The organism is Silvimonas sp. (genome assembly GCF_031291215.1).
GTDB lineage: Bacteria > Pseudomonadota > Gammaproteobacteria > Burkholderiales > Chitinibacteraceae > Silvimonas > Silvimonas soli.
In genome coordinates, this window is record NZ_JARLJK010000064.1 from 303135 (window position 1) to 320045 (window position 16911).

The 16911-nt window shown below is 58.4% G+C and carries 15 protein-coding genes; 7 read left to right on the forward strand and 8 right to left on the reverse strand.

What is annotated here, in order from left to right; translation table 11 throughout:
* Positions 1–42 precede the first annotated feature (42 nt).
* A complete protein-coding gene (locus tag P4L78_RS07585; protein WP_309327462.1) occupies positions 43–1110 on the reverse strand; it encodes a DUF475 domain-containing protein in 1068 nt (355 codons plus the stop codon).
* Positions 1111–1306: 196 nt separating this feature from the next.
* Between P4L78_RS07585 and P4L78_RS07590 the strand changes: the two genes are divergently transcribed.
* Complete coding sequence (locus tag P4L78_RS07590) at positions 1307–2164, forward strand: PIG-L family deacetylase (protein WP_309327463.1); 858 nt, start codon at positions 1307–1309, stop codon at positions 2162–2164.
* 82 nt (positions 2165–2246) lie between these two features.
* Here the strand turns inward: P4L78_RS07590 and P4L78_RS07595 are convergent, their stop codons facing one another.
* Positions 2247–2369: a hypothetical protein gene (locus P4L78_RS07595; protein WP_283150706.1), complete on the reverse strand. Its 123-nt coding sequence runs from the start codon at positions 2367–2369 to the stop codon at positions 2247–2249.
* A gap of 27 nt (positions 2370–2396) precedes the next feature.
* Positions 2397–2558 (reverse strand): hypothetical protein, encoded by a 162-nt coding sequence (locus P4L78_RS07600; protein ID WP_283150707.1) that lies wholly within the window; start codon positions 2556–2558, stop codon positions 2397–2399.
* A 246-nt stretch (positions 2559–2804) separates the two neighbouring features.
* Here P4L78_RS07600 and P4L78_RS07605 point away from each other — a divergent pair, with 246 nt between their 5' ends.
* The gene (locus P4L78_RS07605) at positions 2805–5639 is read left to right on the forward strand and encodes an EAL domain-containing protein (protein WP_309327464.1); all 2835 of its coding nucleotides are present in this window, start codon (positions 2805–2807) and stop codon (positions 5637–5639) included.
* 5 nt (positions 5640–5644) lie between these two features.
* Here the strand turns inward: P4L78_RS07605 and P4L78_RS07610 are convergent, their stop codons facing one another.
* The 4 genes from P4L78_RS07610 to P4L78_RS07625 form a co-directional block, all read right to left on the reverse strand.
* Positions 5645–7063, reverse strand: coding sequence for an exonuclease domain-containing protein (locus P4L78_RS07610; RefSeq protein WP_309327465.1), 1419 nt, complete (start codon positions 7061–7063; stop codon positions 5645–5647).
* Positions 7064–7269: 206 nt separating this feature from the next.
* A complete protein-coding gene (locus P4L78_RS07615) occupies positions 7270–8982 on the reverse strand; it encodes a proline--tRNA ligase (protein WP_309327466.1) in 1713 nt (570 codons plus the stop codon).
* A 214-nt stretch (positions 8983–9196) separates the two neighbouring features.
* On the reverse strand, positions 9197–9895 hold the full coding sequence (locus tag P4L78_RS07620) for an N-acetylmuramoyl-L-alanine amidase (protein ID WP_309327467.1): 699 nt from the start codon (positions 9893–9895) through the stop codon (positions 9197–9199).
* Positions 9888–10238 (reverse strand): hypothetical protein, encoded by a 351-nt coding sequence (locus tag P4L78_RS07625; RefSeq protein ID WP_309327468.1) that lies wholly within the window; start codon positions 10236–10238, stop codon positions 9888–9890. The genes P4L78_RS07620 and P4L78_RS07625 overlap by 8 nt, the downstream gene beginning before the upstream one ends.
* Positions 10239–10438: 200 nt before the next feature.
* Between P4L78_RS07625 and P4L78_RS07630 the strand changes: the two genes are divergently transcribed.
* Positions 10439–11467, forward strand: coding sequence for an imelysin family protein (locus P4L78_RS07630; RefSeq protein ID WP_309327469.1), 1029 nt, complete (start codon positions 10439–10441; stop codon positions 11465–11467).
* Positions 11468–11547: 80 nt separating this feature from the next.
* Here the strand turns inward: P4L78_RS07630 and P4L78_RS07635 are convergent, their stop codons facing one another.
* Positions 11548–11736 (reverse strand): 4-oxalocrotonate tautomerase family protein, encoded by a 189-nt coding sequence (locus P4L78_RS07635; RefSeq protein WP_309327470.1) that lies wholly within the window; start codon positions 11734–11736, stop codon positions 11548–11550.
* A gap of 168 nt (positions 11737–11904) precedes the next feature.
* Here P4L78_RS07635 and phnD point away from each other — a divergent pair, with 168 nt between their 5' ends.
* The 4 genes from phnD (at position 11905) to recG (ending at position 16863) form a co-directional block, all read left to right on the forward strand.
* A complete protein-coding gene (gene phnD / locus P4L78_RS07640; protein WP_309327471.1) occupies positions 11905–12852 on the forward strand; it encodes a phosphate/phosphite/phosphonate ABC transporter substrate-binding protein in 948 nt (315 codons plus the stop codon).
* A 139-nt stretch (positions 12853–12991) separates the two neighbouring features.
* The gene (gene tsaA / locus P4L78_RS07645; RefSeq protein ID WP_309327472.1) at positions 12992–13708 is read left to right on the forward strand and encodes a tRNA (N6-threonylcarbamoyladenosine(37)-N6)-methyltransferase TrmO; all 717 of its coding nucleotides are present in this window, start codon (positions 12992–12994) and stop codon (positions 13706–13708) included.
* Positions 13705–14652: a patatin-like phospholipase family protein gene (locus tag P4L78_RS07650; RefSeq protein WP_309327473.1), complete on the forward strand. Its 948-nt coding sequence runs from the start codon at positions 13705–13707 to the stop codon at positions 14650–14652. Before tsaA ends, P4L78_RS07650 begins: the two co-directional genes overlap by 4 nt.
* Before the next feature lie 186 nt (positions 14653–14838).
* Entirely contained in the window at positions 14839–16863 is a 2025-nt protein-coding gene (recG, locus tag P4L78_RS07655) for an ATP-dependent DNA helicase RecG (RefSeq protein WP_283150718.1), read from the forward strand.
* The last annotated feature ends 48 nt before the right edge of the window (positions 16864–16911 follow it).

A 16911-nucleotide genomic window follows, 5' to 3' on the forward strand; every position in this document is an offset into this window, starting at 1 on the left:
GCCGCTTCACGACCGTAGGGTGGATTCGCGAAGCAATCCACTCTACCCAGCCGACTGGCTCTGCCGCCGGTCCCGCCGGTTAGCGTGCAAAGAATGCAGCCCAGCCAATACGATCAACACGGCGGCTATCCCGCCCGTTGCGGCGTCTGGCACCTCAAGCACCGGCGCCAGCAACATCACCACAGCCAGCGCGCCAATCGCCCAGAACGCGCCGTGCTCCAGATAGCGCAATTCGGAGAGCGTGCCTTTTTCCACCAGCATCAGCGTGAAGCTACGCACAAACATGGCGCCGATCCCGAGGCCAATGGCGATCAGGAAAATATTGCGGGTCAGTGCAAAGGCACCCAGCACGCCATCAAATGAGAACGAGGCGTCCAGCAATTCCAGATACAAAAAGCCGCCCCAACTGGCGCGCACCACACTGCCATCCGACCCCATCAAGGCGCTAATGCCGTTGACTATCGTATACGCCACCAGCCCCCAACTCCCCGCCAGCAGCAGCTTGTAGGCTTCCGGCTGCGGCAAGAACGCGGCAATGGCCAGCAACACCAGCAAGGTCAGCACCACACCTGCCATCTCCAGCCGCCCGAGTTGCTGCATGGCGTGCTCGATGGGGCGCAACCAGTAGCCTTCCTTGTTCTGGTTCAAAAAGAAGTGCCAGAACACCTGCAGCAAAAAGGTGCCACCAAAGGCCATCACTTCGATGTGCGCGGATTGCAAAGTGGCGGCATAACGCTGCGGCGCCACAATGGCCATGGTCAGCACGTCGCTGGCGGGCCAGTGGCCGCTGCTCAACCATTCATAGATGGAGAATGGCCCCGGTAACGGCGCGGCATGCGCGATGACCGCCACAATCAGCAGCGGAAACAGCACCCGCATGCCAAATACCGCCACCAGCATGCCCCACAGCAAAAAGCGTTGCTGCCAGCGTTTATCCCAATGGCGCAGGATGCTGGCGTTGACCACGGCGTTATCAAAGCTGAGGCTGGTCTCCAGCAGGGCCAGATTGAAGGCGGCCCACAGGCCCGCGCTGCCGCCGAGCACGGCCGCCAGCGCCAGCCCGGCAACGCTGACCCATAAGGCATGGCGGAAATATCGCAGTGTCTGCATCTATCAATAATCGATCAAAAACCAGCATTATGCCCATTTCGCTCGGGCAGATTGACTTTGAGCGCTCCCGGCGGAACGCCTATACTCAAGGCTGTTACGCTGCTCATGACTGATTTGCAGGTGCCTCAGGCGCATCACAGGTCAGCTCAGGAGCACGAGGCAAAACGAAACCAAACGGCAAAGGATGGAAAAATAAATGAGCCAGGCTTACCTCGAACTCGTCAAAGCGCATGATGCTTTGCTGCAAAAAAAAGATGCACCTCTGTATAGCTCGCTGACTGGCCTGAATCCGGCCAAACCGCAAACAGCGGCCAACGCGCCGGTGGTCATGATCTTTGCACCGCATCCCGATGACGAATGCATTATCGGCGCCCTGCCACTGCGCTTGCTGCGCGAAGCCGGTTATCGCGTGGTCAACATTGCGGTCACGCAAGGCTCCAATGCCGCACGCAAGCAGCCGCGCTGGGAAGAACTCTCCAACGCCTGCCATTACCTGGGTTTTGAGTTGCGTGAAACCATCCCGGGTGGCTTGCCCAATGTCACAACCAAAACCCGTGATGGCGTGCCAGCAGAATGGGCAGAAAAGGTCGCCGTGATCGCTGCACTGATCAGCGAATACAAACCTGCAGTTTGTGTGTTCCCGAACGACAACGACTATCACTCGGCGCATATCGGTACGCATTACCTGGCGATGGATGCACTGGCAAAAGCCGGGCACGCCTGCCATGTGGCCAACAGCGAATTCTGGCGCCAGATGGATAAACCCAACGCGTTGATCGAAACCAATCTGCAAGACACCGCCGACCTGATTACCGCACTGGCTTGCCATGTGGGCGAAGTGGAACGCAATCCGTACCATCTGCGTCTGCCGGGCTGGATGGCCGACAATGTGCGCCGTGGTGCAGAAGTGGTCGGTGGCCAAGGTGAAGCGGCGCCTAGCTTCTCGTTTGGTACGCTGTACCGCGTGGAATACTTTGACGGTAAAGCCATCGCGCCGAACGACAAGAAATATGTAGTCTCCGCCGGTGACGACATCAAAAAACTGTTTGCCTGATCTTTGGCTTGCCGCCATTGCAGTGAAAAAAAGCGACCTCAGGGTCGCTTTTTTTATTCACGAATAATGGCGACTGGATCGGCTAACGCCAGCCACCACCGCCATAACCATAACCGTGATGGCCATAGCCAAACACCGGCACCGGAACTACTACGCAGCCGCCAAGCGCGGCCAGCAGCAGAGCACATATCAATATTCGCATCATCAATTCTCCTTTGAGCGCTACAGCGCGTTACCAACGGCGCCAGCAACACGGACCAGGCGCGACATAAACGGGCGCGGGGGCGACCACCACAGCTGGACGGATATACGCAACCCGCGGTGGTGGTCCGGCAGGCACCACCACGCAACCCGTCAGGTTCGCCACCAACAGCATCAATAACAGGGGTTTCATCGGCCTCTCCTTACGCGGTACATATACGAATAACGCCCTACCCTCTTTCGCGCGGACCAACCCTTGTTACGGCATGCACCAAAGCGTGATCTGTATCACCGTCCACAAAATGTTACGGAACCCGTTTCAAACAGCACGTATTCCCGTTATGCCTAAAAAAACCAGCTAGTATTTCATTGCTATTGCCGCGAACAGATGTAAGAAAAACAACAAGCCACGCAAGCCATCTCGTCCGGAGGGGACACATTGCCAGGAACCAAGCGAGTCACGTCGGCCGAGCGCTGGACCTATCTCAAGCGCATGCTGCCGATTGCCTGGCCATTCATTCTGATCGTCACCTTGCTGGTGCTGCTGCAATGGGCATGCCTGGACATGCTTTCGGCCGGCCGCGCCTTTGTCGGCGGCGAAAGCATGTGGTCCAAAGGGCAAAAAGACGCCATCTATTACCTGGAGCGTTACGCCTCGACCCTGGACGAGCGCGAATACCAGGCTTATGAAAATGCCATCAGCGTGCCATTGGGCGATCAACGCGCCCGCCGGGCGCTGGATATGACCGAAGCCGACTTGTACACCGCACGCGAAGGTCTGCTGGCGGGCGGCAATATGCCCGAAGACGTTCCGGGCATGATCCGGCTGTACCGCAATTTCCGGCATATCGGCTTTATCAACGAAGCCATTGATTTGTGGGCGCAAGCAGACGAGCACATCGCCCACTTGCAGCGCCTGGCCGATGAGTTGCACAACCGCGCTGGCCAGAAAGATGTCGAGCCCGCCCGCATTGTGGCAATCCGCGCAGAAATCCAGCAAATCAATGAACGGCTGACCCCTATCGAAAACGGTTTTTCTACCACCGTTGCCAAGGGTTTGCGCCAGACCAGCAGCTGGATTGCCTACACCTATCTGATCGCCGCCATTGCCCTGATCGCGTTGGCATTGCGCCGCACCGGCAAACTGATGCATCAGCGCAGCCAGTCCGAAGATGCCTTGCGCGCCAGCGAGGCCCGGTTTCAGCGGGCGGTTGGCGGCAGCAATGACGGCATCTGGGATTGGGATCTGCTCACCGGGCATTCGTGGTTTTCACCGCGTTTCCGGCATTTGCTGGGTGTCACCGAAGAAGAGCTACCTAACCGCGCCGACGCCTGGCTGGCGCGGGTGCATCCGGAAGACAAGACCATCATTCTGAACGCGCACCGCCGCCACTTTAATGACGGCGAGCCGCACGATATCGAATATCGCGTGCGTACCGGTCATGCGGGCGATGGCGCTTATCGCTGGTTTCGGGTTCGTGGCCGCGCCTTCTTTGACGAGGCGGGCAATCCGGTACGCATGGCCGGATCATTTACCGACGTCACCCGCAGCAAGGCGGCCGAAGCGGCATTGCACCGCGAGAAAGAAAAAGCCCAGGTCACGCTCGCATCCATTGGCGACGCAGTCATTACTACCGATACCGTGGGCCGGGTGGAATACATGAATCCGGCAGCGGAGCGGATGATCCTGACGCAGTGGGATCAGGCAATGCAGCAACCGCTGGACAGCCTGTTCAAAGCCATGGACCCGGGGCATGAAAATGCCGCGGTGTCGTTACTGGGCGAGATTCGGCATTACGAAGCCGCACCGATGGATCGCGACCTGAATTTGGTACGCAACGATGGCTCTGAGATATCGGTCAACCGTGCCATCGCGCCGGTGCATGACCGCGACGGCCGGGTAACCGGCGTGGTGCTGGTGCTGCATGACGTCACGCGTGAGCGGCAATACGCCGCCAGCCTGTCCTGGCAAGCCAGCCACGATGCCCTCACCGGGCTGGTGAACCGGCGCGAGTTCGAGCGGCGCTTATCGGCCTTGCATGCGCGCCTGGTGCAACGTGCCGCCGAGCACGCGCTGATGTTTATGGATCTGGACCAGTTCAAGATCGTCAACGATACCTGTGGACATGCCGCCGGCGACGAATTGCTACGGCAGCTTAGCGGGGTGTTGCAGCAGCATCTGCGCCAATCCGACACGCTGGCTCGCATCGGTGGCGATGAATTTGGCGTATTGCTGGAAAACTGCTCCATCGATGCCGCTACCCGCATCGCTGAAACGCTACGGCAAACGGTGCTGGACTTCCCGTTCTCCTTCGGTAGTCAGTCATTCACGGTGGGCGTGAGTATCGGTCTCGTCGAAATGGCCGATGCCTCGATGACACCGGAAGAAGCACTGCGCGCCGCCGACGCCGCCTGTTATATGGCCAAGGAAAAAGGCCGTAATCGCATGCAGCTGTATTCGCCACAAGACAGCGAAGTCAGTCAGCGTCACGGCGAGATGGAATGGGTTAACCGCTTGCGCCGGGCACTCGAGAAAAACCAGTTTCGGCTGTATGCGCAGGAAATCGTCAGCCTCAAGGGCGAACAAGGCAGACGTCATGTGGAAGTGCTGCTGCGCTTAAGCGATGACCAAGGCCAGATGATCCCGCCCATGGCGTTCATCCCTGCCGCAGAGCGCTACAACCTGATGCCGGAGATCGACCGCTGGGTGTTGCGCAATACGCTGGAAACGCTCAGCGCCCGCGACCGCGCCGGGCTGGAACCGCTGGCAATCTGTGCCATCAATCTGTCGGGCACTTCCATTGGCGACGAACATTTCCTCGGTTACGTGCTGGACCAGATCAAACGCAGCGGCGTGGACGCCTCACGCTTGTGTTTCGAGCTCACCGAAACCAGCGCCATCGCCAGCCTGACGCGCGCCACCCATTTCATGCAGCAACTGTCTGAGTTGGGCTGCAAGTTTGCGCTGGATGATTTTGGCGCGGGCATGTCGTCGTTCGGCTATCTCAAGCATCTGCCGGTGGATTACCTGAAAATTGACGGTGGCTTTGTCAAAGACATGCTGAGTGACCCGATCGACCGCGCCATGGTCGGTGCCATTAACGAGATTGGCCATTTGATGGGCAAAAAGACAGTCGCCGAATTTGTGGAAAACCAGGCCATTGCCGACACCCTGCGCGACATGGGCGTGGATTATGCGCAAGGCTATGGCGTAGCACCGCCGGAGCCGTTCCGGTTATTGCGCAGCGATGTCAGCCCCAGCTGGCAAGCCTGACCACGTTAAACCAGCGGTACCACCCGAAAGCGCCCACGCTTGATTTCGGTCTGGATCAACTTGAAGGTATCAATATCAAACGCCGGGCGCGGATTGGCGACCAGCTCAGCCAGTTCACTGACATCTTGCAACGTGCCCAGCCAGCACCAGTGGTCCACCACCTGCATCACTTCGCTCTCGCCCTTGCCTTCTACCAGCCCAACCGGCCCGGCATAAGGCCACAGCGCCAGCTTGTGTTTGGCCAGCGCGGCCAGAATGCGGGCGTTATGTAGCGACAGCGGCTCTTTGCCCACGCAGGCACCACGGCATTGACGCAACTGATTGCCAAAGCACGGACCAGAGCCTGACTTGGGTTTGCTTTCCAACCCCAGCAATTGGCGGCATAAGCCGTGTGCATCGGCGATCTTGGTCAGTGTGTTCTGCGCCTCGCGCTTGCTGCGAAATGGCCCAAAGATAAACTGCTGACGCAAACTTTCGCTGGCCAGATCAAGCTCATCCATCGCCACCAGTTTGGGTAGCAGCGAGCCATCAACCTCAGTCAGGTGCCAGGCACATAGCTCACGGGTACGGCGTAATTGCTGGTTAAAGATCGGCAGCCGGGTTTTGATCAGCTGCATTTCCAGTAACAGCGCACCGAGTTCACCCGCGGTTTCCTGCCAATCAATCCGGCGGATTTGCTGACCAATCTGCAATTCTTTATTGGCCCGATGATCCGACGAAAAATGGCTTAACACTCGTTTGCGAATGCTGGTGCTTTTGCCGACATACAACAGCGCGTCGTTCTCGCCATAAAACAGGTAAACGCCGGGTGTTTCGGGGATGTCATCGATCACGCTCGGGTCAATGGCAGGTGGCAATGCCGGTTGCCGCGTCAGGTCGGCAATCGCCTCGCGCACTACGGGCGCGCCGTGGTCGCGCTGGGCGGCATCCAGAAATTGTTGCAACAGAATGGCATCGGTCAGCGCCCGGTGACGATCGCCTTCAATGACCAGACCATGCCGCGCCACCAGCGTATCCAGACTGTGCTTGTGCTCCGCCGGATACAACTTGCGCGAGAGCTTTACCGTGCACAGCACGCGCGAGCGAAATGGCAAGCCCAGGCGTTTGAATTCGTTTTTGAGAAAGCCGTAATCGAAGCGCGCGTTGTGTGCCACAAACACCCGACCATGCAGCTTGAGCAGCACTTCTTCGGCGATTTCGGCAAACGTCGGTGCGTTGGCGACCATGGCGTCGTTAATGCCGGTCAGGCTCTGGATGAATGGTGGGATAGTACGCTGCGGATTGACGAGGCTGGCCCAGACGCGGGCGCCACGCTCGTCGATCTGCACGATACCGACTTCGGTGATGCGATCAAACGCGGCATTGGCGCCGGTGGTTTCCAGATCGACCAGCACCAGCGGTTCGTCGAAATACGGATTGTTCATTCACAACTCAGATGGCAACAAGCCTTGTAGCCAGATGGAGGCCGATTCTCGGCATAAACTTCGCGGGAATCCGGGATGCGATATTGGCAAATCCAGATGCAGGATTGCCGGTTGATGCATTGCGATCCCGGATTCCCGCCCTGCGGGCTCCATCCGGGCTACGAAACTGTTTATGACGGATTACCCCCGCCCTACCGGTTACCCGATCAAGCCAGTTGCTTTTGGGCAAAGGCAACCGCATCGGCCAGCGCCACTTTCTGCATTTCGCCGCCAGCACGCGCTACGTATTCGACCATGCCATCAGCCAGACCCTTGTCACCAATGGTGATGCGATGCGGAATGCCGATCAGTTCCATATCGGCAAACATCGAACCCGGGCGCTCGTTGCGATCGTCCAGCAGCACGTCTACGCCAGCGGCTTGCAGATCGGCATACAGTTGGTCGGCAGCGGCTTTGACCGCTTCGGAACGGTGATAACCAACCGCCACCACGGCAATGCTGAACGGTGCCATGGCTTGGGTAAAGATAATGCCGCGATCGTCGTAGTTCTGTTCAATGGCCGCCGCCACAATGCGCGATACGCCAATGCCGTAGCAGCCCATTTCAAAGAACTTGGCCTGACCGTCTTCACCAACAAAGGTCGCATTCATGGCTTCGGAATACTTGGTGCGCAACTGGAAGATATGGCCGACTTCAATACCACGGCACAGTTCCAGCTTGCCTTGGCCATCTGGCGAAGGATCACCCGAAATCACGTTGCGAACGTCGGCAACAATGTGTGGCTCTGGCAGATCACGCCCAAAGTTGACGCCAGCCAAGTGGAACTTGGGCTTGTTGGCGCCGCAAACAAAGTCGCTCATGACCGCAACGGTACGGTCGGCAATCACTTTGATATCCGCATCGATATTCACCGGACCAAGGAAACCGGGCGGGCAATTGAAACGAGCGCGGATTTCTTCTTCGGTGGCAAAGCGGAACTCGCCGATGCCCTCAACCTTGCCCAGTTTGACTTCGTTCAGCGAATGATCGCCACGCAGCAGCACGATCACGAACTGGCCTTCAGTAGTGACCAGCGCGATCAGTTTGACAGTGCGCTCAATGCCGATCTCCAGCAGTTGGGCCACGGCTTCGCATGTGGTTTGCTTGGGCGTATCGACGTCACGCATGGTTTCTGCGGCAGCGGCACGCGGTGTGGTCGGCGCCAGCGCTTCAGCCAGTTCAACGTTGGCGGCGTATTGCGAATCCGGGTTGTAGGCCAGCAAGTCTTCACCAGCGTCGGCCAGCACCTGGAATTCATGGCTGCCATCGCCACCAATCGCGCCAGAATCCGCCGCTACCGCACGGAACTTCAGGCCCAAACGATTAAAGACGTTGGAGTACGCGGTGTACATTTTTTGATAGCTGACTTGCAGCGCATCAAAATCGGCATCAAACGAGTACGCATCTTTCATCACGAATTCACGCGCACGCATCACGCCAAAACGCGGGCGGATTTCGTCGCGGAACTTCACCTGTACCTGGTACAGATTCAGCGGCAGTTGCTTGTAAGAGCGCACTTCGGAACGGGCGATGTCGGTAATGACTTCTTCATGCGTCGGGCCGTAACAAAAATCGCGGTCATGGCGATCTTTGATTTTGAGCATTTGCGGGCCAAACACGGCCCAGCGGCCGGTTTCATGCCACAGTTCGGCAGGCTGGATGGTTGGCATCAGCATTTCTTGCGCGCCGGCCTTGTTCATCTCGTCGCGCACGATGGTTTCCACCTTGCGCAGCGCGCGCAGGCCCAACGGCATCCAGGTGTACAGGCCCGAGCCCAGCTTCTTGATCAAGCCAGCACGCACCATCAGTTTGTGCGAAGTCAGTTCCGCCTCGGAAGGCGCTTCTTTCAGGGTATTGAGATAAAACTGGGAGGTACGCATGGTTGGGTCGGTATGTTGGAATCAGCAAACCGCCAATTGTAGCCGGAGTGAGGGAGGAGGTGTGAGGTGGCTTCGGTAGTAAGTGCCTGCGGACTGGGCATATCCCTTATTTCGTTGTTCTCGACCTGGGCGGCCCCTTGGCGGGAATGACGATGTAAAGGTTGGGCGAGAGTCGGCAGAACTTACAGGCTCCCCCTTCGCCCTCCTCCACCATTTACTTTTTCATGCACTCACCCAAAGCCGCAATCACCGCATCGGCAATCTTGTTGCGGGTCACGGTCTGGTCCAGCGTTTTGGCCTCGACGCGATTCACGATCACGCCAGACTCCAGCAGAATCGCCGGCATGGTGGTGGCACGCAGCACCACAAAATCAGCCGCATATACACCCGCCGATTGATCGACCCACTCCCGGCTCTCGCCTTCGAGCTTGTCGGCGTGGCTGGTGTTTACCTCAAACCCGCCCGCTTTCATCTGCTTGCCCACGGCCCGGGCGCAGTCCACGCTACGGTCGTACTTGGGGTTGAGCTTGCTGACGAACACGGAGAACCCGTGCGTGCGATCAGAATATTTGTGCTTCTCGCCGTCGACTTCCCACTCCTGCAAAAACTGGGGCTGGGTAGAGTCATGATGTAGCGAGATAAACACATCGGTGCCTTCTGCAGCCTTGGCACGTTTTTGCAGGTCTTTGCTGGCGCCGTCATCACCGATCAACCGTACCGCGTAACCAGCCAGCAGCATGCGCTCGGTGAGTACATCGGCCAGTTTGCTGTTGTAGGTAAATTCGGTCACGCCATAGGCACTGGTTGCGCCGGGCGCATCCAGATAATGGCCGACATCAATGGCCACGGTGAGTGCATGAGCGGGGGCTATGGCGGCAAAGGCCAGCGCAAGACCTGCAAACAACTTATTCATTGGCAGCATCACTGACCGGCGCAGCAGCCTCAAGCTGGGCGCGGCGGGCGCCAATCTTGTTGCGCAGCAGATTCATCATCACCGTATCGCGCAGCCAGATCAGCAAAAACAGCCAGACCAGCAAAATCGCCATATACGGCAGTGAGCTATTGCTAACACCTGGCACAAACTGATGCACCAGCGGGTTAACCAGGAATTCGACCGAAGCCAGCACGATCAGCAGCAATACCACGGTGGAAATCAGCCGTTCTTTAACGAAGGTACCGCGCAGCAATACGCGCTGTTCCCAGCGAGTCAGGCCTTGTAATTCTGGTACGTCGTCGGGGCGAAAATAAAAAGCCATTGCATTGCATCCATTTCGATCACATCAGAGCGCGCCAGTGTCGCCCGCCCAACGCCAAAAATCAAGGAATCCGGCGGGCATTCCTGGGCTTGCATACTCAGGTTATGATGAGCCCCGCAGTGTGAAGGAACAATCATCAAAACAAACGGATACGCCGCGCGTACGGCGACGGCTTCCGGCACAAGACGGATGGATCCACCATGGGGTATCGCTTTATCGTTCTGTTCAGCGTACTGCTTGCCGGCCCGGTGCTGGCAGATACGCCCAAAGTACCGCTATCTGAGTTGACGCTGAGTTTGTTCAATGACGTCGCCATGCCGGCCCAGCGCGCGCTGGCTAATAACACCGCGCAATTGGGTCAGCGCATGACCGAGCTGTGCGCCAGTCCGGATCAAACCACCCTGCAAGCCGCGCAAGTGGCTTGGAAAGACACCAGCAATACGTGGAATCGCATCGCACCGCTGCACTTGGGCCCGAATCGGCAAACTGCCGTGCAATCATTGTTTGAAGGCGGCCCGGTAGATGAGGCCATTCTGAAAAAGGCCATCCTCACCACGCCGGATGACCCTGCCACACCCAAAGCCATTTTCGAGACCGCAGGCATTGCGCTCGGTGCCAGCGGCTTGCCCGCGCTGGAACAGTTGCTGTTTGGCGACGGCAAAGTGTCCCCTTTACCTGCGCTGCAGCGGGGCAAGACGTGCCAGTTCGGGCGCTGGATTGCTTTGGGACTGGCGCGCCGTGGCCAGACGCTGATTTACGAGTGGAACTCACTGCACGACGGATTGACACAGAATCCCGCCTACCACACGCCGTACCTCACCGAAGCAATCAGCCACGCCGCCAGCGGTGCGCGCGTTATTGCCGACCATCAACTGGCAGCAGGCGAACTTGATCCACCGCCAGCGGACTTTCCTGGTTGGCGCTCGGACACCAGTAAGGCGGGTATTGCGGCCAGTATTGACGGTATCGAATACGTGCTGTTCGGCTCACCGTCCGGAATCGGCTTTGATGACCTGCTGGCTTCGCGCGGCCAGAGTGCCGTGGTCGATGCCTTGCACGATCAACTGGTCAATACCCGCCTGGCGTTGACTGCGTTACCGGAGAGCTTTGCACGCAACCCGGGAGCCAGTCGCGGCGAAATCGTGGCCCTGCAACGACGGCTGAACGAGCTGGCCGACTATATCAATGGCCCGCTCACTGATGCGCTCGGCGTGCCGTTCAAGCACTAAGGCACTTTCCACATCTTCAGGCCCGATGCCGCCCTGGCAACGGGCCTGACTTTGCTGCATCTGGACGCAGTTGCAACGCGCTAGCCTTTGCCATCCAGCATCACTCCACCCCAGCCCCAGTTCTCTTCTTTGGTCTCATCAAAATTCACCACCACGTACTGGCGAGGCTTGTGGGCCAGCCGCTCCATCGTGCCGGTGATTTCCTCGACGATTTGCTTCTTTTGATCGCGACTCAACTCACCAGCGATCTTGATATTGACTAACGGCATGACAGTTGCTCCTTGATGAAAAGGGAATTCAAACCAGCCAGCGATGCGCCGTTACGACGCGTTCAAACAGACGTTTCAAACTTGTCACAATAGGGTCACACAGGCGCTATAAGCTTGCCCGCTTACAAAAAACCGATAAGGCCAAGGGTCATGTTATTGCGCGCACTTATGCTAACCCTGTCGCTTGTTACCGTCTCAGCGCACGCTGAAATTGTAGTAGGCATTCTGGCGGGACGCGGCACCGAAGAAGCCCAGGCCGACTGGCAGCCCATTGTGGACGATCTGGCCAAAGCCACCGGGCAAAGCGCCCGGCTGGTCGCGGTAAAGACCGAACAAGAGCTGCTCAGCGAATTTGCGCAAAACCATATCCAGATTGCGCGTCTGGGTACCCAGGCGGCACTGAGTACTGTGGAACAGAACCAAGGCGAGATTTTTGCCCGTTTGGCGCTCACTGGTGGTGTGTCGGAGTTCCGCTCGGTACTGCTGACCCGCAAAGACGGCCCGGCCTCGCTGGATGAAGTGCTGCGCTCGCCCAAACGCTGGCGTTATGCCACCGGCACACGGGACTCGACGGCCGGATATCTGATTCCGCAGTACTACGCCTTTGCCAAGAACAACGTGCTGATTGAGCCCTTCTTCAAGGACGTCACTTACGGCGCAAGCGAAGATAATTTCCGGGCACTGGTCGACAAGCGCACGGATGTGGCTGCAACCAATAGCGACGATCTGGAAAAGCTGCACGACAAATATCCGCGCGATTACCAGAATCTGCGCGTGATCTGGAAATCCCCGCCGTTCTCGTACGATCCGCTGATCATGCGCAAAGATTTGTCGGCCGGGCTCAAACAGAAGATCAGTAACTTTTTCTTGAACTATGGCCGCACTGGCGCCAATGCCATGCATGAAAAAGAGAAGCTGTATTACGCCGATGAGTTGTCCGGTTTTTTGCCTTCATCCAACCGCCAGTTGCGTGAAGTCACCGATCTGCAATTGTTCTACGATCTGTTCCGCCTGACGCTGGACAAGCAATCCAGCCCCGACGCCTCGGCCGGTAAAGAAAAAGCCCTCTACAAGCGCTACAACCAACTGGTTGGCGTGCTGGGCGGCGCGCGCTAGGCATTGGCGATCTGCCTCCGTCAGCTGACAAGCCCCGTTTGGGGCTTGTTTTGTTTTGTGCACACAACAAGACCATCCATTACTTGAGCAGGCCTGCGCCCCGCCACTCAACGGCTGTCATGGGCAAATGGCGGCCACAGTGGCAAAATCGCCCCCCGTGACTCAAGACACCTATTCTTTCGCCCCAATTGGCTATCTGCGCACGCCGTTCGCCGACAAGTTCGGCATTCCGCGCCAGCCCAGCCTGGCCCCGCACGCCACCGGTGAACTGCAACTGATCGCCCCTTATGATCGCGCCGAGGCCGTGCGCGGGCTGGAGGCCTTTAGCCACGTGTGGCTGACCTTTGTGTTTCACCAGACTGCAGGCCAGTGGAGCCCCACCGTGCGCCCACCGCGACTGGGTGGCAATCAGCGCGTTGGCGTATTTGCCTGCCGTTCACCATTTCGGCCAAACCCGATTGGCTTGTCGCTGGTTGAACTGGCGGCCATCGATACCGGCGCCGGGGTGAAGCTGACTTTTCGAGGGGTGGATCTGGTTGACGGCACACCTATCCTCGATATCAAACCCTATATTCCGTACGTCGAAAGCCAACCCGATGCGCGCAGCGGCTTTGTCGGTGGCGAACCCGAACGCCTGGCCGTCGCCTTCAGTGAGCAGGCCGACCAGCAGTGCCTGGCTGCGCAGCCTAAATATCCCGACCTGCGCGAACTGATTATTGAAGTGCTTGCCCAAGACCCGCGCCCGGCGTATGCCGATGATCCGCAACGTGTTTACGGCATCCGGCTGTACCACCTAGATGTGAAATGGCGGTGCGATGGTCGTACTGCGTTTGTTGAATCTCTGGAAGACCTATGAAATTGCAGCACCCGTTCAAATCCCTGACCGCCATTCTGGCAGTCACCGCGCTGCTGGCCGCCTGTGGCACCACGCCACCGCCCGCCGTAGTTGCCGCGCTGCCGCCATTGCCACCGGTGAAGGTTCGTGTGGGTCTGGCGCTGGGTGGTGGTGCGGCCAAGGGCTTTGCCCATATCGGCGTCATCAAGATGCTGGAAGCCAATGGCATTTCGCCGGATGTCGTCTCCGGCACCAGTGCGGGTAGCGTGGTCGGCAGCCTGTACGCCAGCGGTATGGATGCTTTCGCCCTGCAGGAACGTGCTTTCTCGCTGGATCAATCGTCAGTGCGCGATGTGAGTCTATTATCCGGCGGGTTGGTCAAAGGCCAGAAGCTGCAGGACTTTGTGAACCAACTGGTTAACAACCGGCCACTGGAAAAACTCAACAAACCGTTTGCCGCCGTATCGACCGAACTGGAAACCGGTAATCGAGCCGTGTTTGTACGCGGCAATACCGGCCAGGCCGTGCGCGCTTCCAGCAGCATTCCCGGCGTGTTCGAACCCGTACTGATCTCCGGCAAGCATTATGTGGATGGCGGTGTGGTCAGCCCGGTGCCGGTCGATGCCGCCAAACAACTGGGCGCGGACTTTGTGATTGCGGTGGATATCTCGGCCAAAGCCAATGGCAAAGCCCCGGGCAGCATGGTCAGTATCGTTACCCAGTCGATTGCCATCATGGGCCAGAAGCTGGGCGAACAAGAACTGGCGCGCGCCGATGTCATCATCCGCCCCAAGGTCGGGCAGATTGGCCCGAGCGATTTTGACCAGAAAAACCAGGCCATCCTCGAAGGCGAGCGCGCCACTCTGGCAGCCATGCCGGAAATCAAAAAACGCCTGGAAGAAAAACGCCAGCAGTTGATCTACAAACAACTTTCCGCCAGAACCCCGGCAGTAAAGGTGCAGTAACAGGGAAACAGCCCAGCCGATAACACGCGTAGGGTGCGCATTAATGCGCACCGCACTGGACGCGTTCGCAGACAAAGTCTGCAAACCCTACGCTTTGTCATGCGGTTTGAACGGTTTTGTTTGCGGCGCAACCCGCAAACCCGCTACAGTAGCGCCCAATAGAACGAGCGTTCACGCCCACCCGTTATGGATTTTGCGCAACTCGCCCCTGCCCTGAAAGCAAAGCTGGCCAAGCTGGGCCTGACGCGTGCTTTCGACCTGGTTTTGCATTTGCCGCTGCGTTATGAAGACGAAACGCAGTTATTCGCTATTGCCGAAGCCCCGTTTGGCGCGCCCGCGCTGGTGGAAGGTGAAGTACAAAGTTGCGATATCCAGTTCCGCCCGCGCAAACAACTGGTCGCCCGCGTCAGCGATGCCAGCGGTGTGCTGGTGGTGCGGTTGATCCACTTTTATCCCAGCCAGGCCAAACAACTCACCGTTGGCAAAAAAGTACGGCTGTATGGCGAGGTGCGCCATGGTTTTTGGGGGGATGAAATGGTCCACCCGAAAATCCGCAGTATTTCGGACCGCACCCAGTTGAACGAGGCACTCAGCCCGGTTTATCCCACCACGGCCGGGCTGGCGCAGCACCAGATCACCAAGCTGATCCATCAGGCGCTGGCGGGCTGCACTCTGCGTGACACGCTACCCGAGGCCATTTACGATCCGCTGGGTCTGCCCGACTTTCGCAGCAGTGTGCTGTTACTGCACAACCCGACGCCTGACATCCCCAATATCCAGCTCACCGAACGCATCCATCCGGCGTGGCGGCGGCTGAAGTTTGATGAGTTGCTGGCCCAGCAACTGAGCCTGCGCATGGCTCGCGCGGCGCGGCGTGAGAAAGACGCGCCTGTGCTGCGCCCCAAAGGCAAACTGGCCAAACAGTTGATGGCCAGTTTGCCGTTTGGCCTGACTGGCGCGCAGAGCAAAGTACTCAACGAAATCTATACGGATCTGGGCCAGTCGCATCCGATGCAGCGTTTGCTGCAAGGTGACGTCGGCGCCGGTAAAACCGTGGTGGCCGCGCTGGCCGCCTGCCAAGCCATTGAATGCGGCTACCAGGTGGCGTTTCTCGCCCCCACTGAAATTCTGGCCGAGCAGCATTATCGCAAGCTGGCCGCCTGGTTTGAGCCGCTCAATGTCCGCGTAGCGTGGCTGACCGGCAGCCTTAAAGCCAAAGCCAAACGCGCCGCACTGGAAGATGCCGCACTCGGTACCGCACCGTTGATTGTCGGTACGCATGCGCTGTTTCAGAACCAGGTGGAATTCGCCAATCTGGGGCTGGCGATTGTCGATGAACAGCATCGCTTTGGTGTGGCGCAACGGCTGGCACTGCGCGAAAAAGGCAATAGCCCACATCAACTGATGATGTCGGCCACGCCGATCCCGCGCACGCTGGCCATGAGCTTTTACGCTGATCTGGATGTGAGCGTGATCGACGAGTTGCCGCCTGGCCGCACGCCAATTGTCACCAAACTGATCTCCGACTCGCGTCGTGATGAAGTCATCGAGCGCATCGCCGCCAAGGTCGATGAAGGCCGCCAGGTGTATTGGGTGTGCCCGCTGATTGAAGAATCCGAAGCCATCCAGCTGCAAACCGCCGTTGATACCCACGCGACGCTCACCGAAGAACTCAATGGCATTGCGGTCGGCCTGATTCACGGCCGTATGAAGACCGAGGAAAAAGCAGCGGTGATGGAGGACTTTCTCGCTAACAAAATCCAGGTACTGGTCGCCACCACGGTGATTGAAGTTGGCGTGGACGTGCCCAATGCCAGCCTGATGGTGATTGAACACGCCGAGCGCATGGGCTTGTCGCAACTGCACCAATTGCGCGGCCGTGTAGGCCGGGGTGCGCACGCCTCGCTGTGCGTGTTGCTGTACAGCGGCCCGCTATCGGAAAACGCCAAGGCGCGGCTGCGAGTGATCTACGAAAACACCGATGGCTTCGAAATCGCCCGCCAGGATATGGAATTGCGCGGCCCAGGTGAATTGGCAGGGGTGCGTCAGTCCGGCGTGCCCATGCTGCGCTTTGCCGATCTGGAACGCGATGCCGACTTGCTCGACGCCGCCCGCGAAGCCGCAGAAACGCTGCTGGCCGGGCAAAAAGGAATCGCTGAGGCTCATCTGGAACGCTGGCTGCCGGGGCGCGAGGCACTACTGAAAGTCTGAGACCCGGCGACCGCTTATCACTTGAATTTGCAAAAACCACTGACAAAG

Excerpts from the sequence above, each read along its gene's own strand:
- P4L78_RS07585 (WP_309327462.1), bottom strand. The coding sequence starts at position 1,110 with ATGCAGACACTGCGATATTTCCGCCATGCCTTATGGGTCAGCGTTGCC.
- P4L78_RS07590 (WP_309327463.1), top strand. The coding sequence starts at position 1,307 with ATGAGCCAGGCTTACCTCGAACTCGTCAAAGCGCATGATGCTTTGCTG.
- P4L78_RS07595 (WP_283150706.1), bottom strand. The coding sequence starts at position 2,369 with ATGATGCGAATATTGATATGTGCTCTGCTGCTGGCCGCGCTTGGCGGC.
- P4L78_RS07600 (WP_283150707.1), bottom strand. The coding sequence starts at position 2,558 with ATGAAACCCCTGTTATTGATGCTGTTGGTGGCGAACCTGACGGGTTGC.
- P4L78_RS07610 (WP_309327465.1), bottom strand. The coding sequence starts at position 7,063 with ATGAACAATCCGTATTTCGACGAACCGCTGGTGCTGGTCGATCTGGAA.
- P4L78_RS07615 (WP_309327466.1), bottom strand. The coding sequence starts at position 8,982 with ATGCGTACCTCCCAGTTTTATCTCAATACCCTGAAAGAAGCGCCTTCC.
- P4L78_RS07620 (WP_309327467.1), bottom strand. The coding sequence starts at position 9,895 with ATGAATAAGTTGTTTGCAGGTCTTGCGCTGGCCTTTGCCGCCATAGCC.
- P4L78_RS07625 (WP_309327468.1), bottom strand. The coding sequence starts at position 10,238 with ATGGCTTTTTATTTTCGCCCCGACGACGTACCAGAATTACAAGGCCTG.
- P4L78_RS07630 (WP_309327469.1), top strand. The coding sequence starts at position 10,439 with ATGGGGTATCGCTTTATCGTTCTGTTCAGCGTACTGCTTGCCGGCCCG.
- P4L78_RS07635 (WP_309327470.1), bottom strand. The coding sequence starts at position 11,736 with ATGCCGTTAGTCAATATCAAGATCGCTGGTGAGTTGAGTCGCGATCAA.
- phnD (WP_309327471.1), top strand. The coding sequence starts at position 11,905 with ATGCTAACCCTGTCGCTTGTTACCGTCTCAGCGCACGCTGAAATTGTA.
- P4L78_RS07650 (WP_309327473.1), top strand. The coding sequence starts at position 13,705 with ATGAAATTGCAGCACCCGTTCAAATCCCTGACCGCCATTCTGGCAGTC.
- recG (WP_283150718.1), top strand. The coding sequence starts at position 14,839 with ATGGATTTTGCGCAACTCGCCCCTGCCCTGAAAGCAAAGCTGGCCAAG.